The organism is Herbaspirillum sp. B65 (genome assembly GCF_000333555.1).
In the GTDB taxonomy this organism is placed as follows: domain Bacteria; phylum Pseudomonadota; class Gammaproteobacteria; order Burkholderiales; family Burkholderiaceae_D; genus Herbaspirillum; species Herbaspirillum rubrisubalbicans.
In genome coordinates this window covers 1-2,355 of sequence record NZ_BADI01000898.1, presented here as the reverse complement: position 1 = coordinate 2,355, position 2,355 = coordinate 1, and the positions used below count along the sequence as shown (strand labels likewise).

Below are 2,355 nucleotides of genomic sequence, written 5' to 3'. Positions count from 1 at the left end.
TTACCACCGGAATCGATTGAGGCCCAGTCATTCATCGCCATGAACAACGTGAATTCGAACGAATTTCAATCCGTGCTGGACGCTGACCTGCATCGTGCCGTGCTCGAATCGCAGGCACGTTCGCAGGCTGACAAGAACCTGCCGACGCTGACCAAGGCCGAGCTGGCCGAACTTTTGTTCGAGCAGGTCGGTCTGAACAAGCGCGAAGCCAAGGACATGGTGGAAACCTTCTTCGACGAGATCCGCAACGCGCTCGAACGTGGCGAGGCCGTCAAGCTGTCCGGCTTTGGTAATTTCCAGCTGCGCGACAAGCCGCAACGGCCTGGCCGCAATCCCAAGACAGGCGAGGAAATCCCGATCACCGCGCGGCGCGTCGTGACTTTCCACGCCAGCCAGAAACTGAAGGAAATGGTGGAACTCTCCAGCGGCAGCCCCGTTGAAATGTCCGTCTAAGCTATGAATGATCGTGTCAACAAACCGGCGGCCATCGTGTTGCCGCCCATCCCTGCCAAACGCTATTTCACCATCGGCGAGGTCAGCGAGCTGTGTGGGGTAAAGCCTCACGTGCTGCGCTACTGGGAACAGGAATTCACGCAGTTGAAGCCGGTCAAGCGTCGTGGTAACCGGCGCTACTACCAGCATCACGAAGTACTACTGATTCGTCGCATTCGTGAGCTGCTGTATGAACAGGGCTTCACTATCAGTGGTGCGCGCAACAAGCTCGATGGCACCAATGAGCCCGAGCAGCCGGAACAGCCGCAACGCCCCACGATCAGCCTGGACGAAGCAGCCATCGAGGTGCTGCGTAGTGAATTGCTGTCCGTGCTGGCAACCCTCAAGCCGGGGGCAACTGCCTGAGTATCAGGTCGGGTGCGTGGACGGCAGCGTTCCTGCCGCTTCAGTTGCCCGCCAGGTTCTGCATGATTTCCATGTTTGATCGCGCCGCACGCTGGTCATTGCCGACCGCCGTGCGGCGTGTTTGTTTTGACGGCCATCGCAGTGATCATGACGATGGCAGGAGAGAATATCCGTGATCCGTTACCAATGGCGTCCGATGACGCCCGCTGACCTCGCTTGCGTGATGGATATCGCCGCTCAGGTTCACCTGGGCTACTTTGAAGCCGAAGAAGTTTTCGCTGAACGACTGCGTCTGTTCCCGCAGGGCTGCCGCATTGCCATCCGCCAGGACGATGGCGAGCAAGTCATCGGCTACGCCTTCATGCATCCCACCCGCCATGGGTCTCCACCGGCCTTGAATCAGTTGCTGCACTGCCTCGAAACCCAGGCCGATTGTCTGCACCTGCATGACGTGGCGCTGCTGCCATCGGCGCGGGGCTCGGGATTGGGGCGCAGCCTGGTGGGTGAGTTGCGTCAGATATGTCGCGGTGCCGACTTGCCCCGTGCAGCGCTGGTGGCGGTCCATGATTCGGGGGGCTACTGGGGTGCTGCTGGCTTCGCGGATGATCCACAAGCTTTGCGGCTGGGGCAGGGGGCTCTTGGCAGCTACGGTACAGATGCTCGTTACATGTCCATGATCGTCAAATAAGAGCTTGCTATCGGTTGATGAGAAACTTGGATGTTATCAATGTGGCAAATTTCACACACTTGCCTTTTTTGCATTAATTGTTATTGATTGAACAACATATAAGGCATTAGAATTGATAAAAAATTTGCAAGGTTTTAGGCAGATTTACGCGGCGCCTGACCGCGACAATTCACCCTCAAGCCGGTGGGGAAACCGGATGCGGGAATCACATCATCGAATGGGGTTTTCATGTTGATTCGTTCAAGATCGGTACTGGCTACCTTTGCCGTGGCACCACTGTTGTCCCTGGGTTTGTTTGGCGTCGCGCACGCAGCCACCGCTTCGCTCACGGGCGCCCAGACACTGCAGCAGTTCAATCTGGTGGTGCTGGGTAACGCCACCTCCTATTCTCATGTCGATGGCCGCGCCTGGATCGGCGGCTCGCTGACCGGTGGCGATTACGTGCAACACATGGGGGATACCCCGGCGTCCTACTATGCCGGTCTGACAGTCATGGGCAGCGCCAGCAACGTGCACGTCAATGGCCTGGGCTCCTATATCGGTGGCTCCTTTACCAATTCCATCGTCAATAATGGTTCCAGCTACCTCGCCGGCGGCGTTTCCAACAGCAACCTGAATGGTGCGGCCTACGTGCGTGGCAGCAGCTCTGGTAGCAACTTCAATGGTGGTCGTGTCTCCTCGCCGACCACCTTGATGCAGACCAATCAGGATGCAGCTGGCTCCACCAATTTCGCCAGCACGCTGAGCAGCACCTCCAGTAGCTTGAAGCGCGCGGTGGCCAACAGCACCGTCTCGATCAACGGCAACCG

At 57.9% G+C, this 2,355-nt stretch carries 3 protein-coding genes and 1 pseudogene; all 4 read left to right on the top strand.

Annotation, left to right across the window (positions count from 1 at the left end; genetic code table 11):
* Positions 1-39 precede the first annotated feature (39 nt).
* Entirely contained in the window at positions 40-453 is a 414-nt protein-coding gene (locus tag I5W_RS21220) for an integration host factor subunit alpha (RefSeq protein ID WP_026051953.1), read from the top strand.
* Between the two features lie 3 nt (positions 454-456).
* Positions 457-858, top strand: a complete 402-nt coding sequence (locus I5W_RS21215; RefSeq protein ID WP_017450878.1) for a MerR family transcriptional regulator — start codon at positions 457-459, stop codon at positions 856-858.
* Between the two features lie 172 nt (positions 859-1,030).
* Positions 1,031-1,546 (top strand): GNAT family N-acetyltransferase, encoded by a 516-nt coding sequence (locus tag I5W_RS21210; RefSeq protein ID WP_044530721.1) that lies wholly within the window; start codon positions 1,031-1,033, stop codon positions 1,544-1,546.
* Between the two features lie 228 nt (positions 1,547-1,774).
* Positions 1,775-2,355: pseudogene (locus I5W_RS21205) on the top strand (choice-of-anchor A family protein); the annotation flags it as partial.

Bases quoted from the DNA above. Each gene is read 5' to 3' on its own strand.
- I5W_RS21215 (WP_017450878.1), top strand. From the start codon at position 457: ATGAATGATCGTGTCAACAAACCGGCGGCCATCGTGTTGCCGCCCATC.
- I5W_RS21220 (WP_026051953.1), top strand. From the start codon at position 40: ATGAACAACGTGAATTCGAACGAATTTCAATCCGTGCTGGACGCTGAC.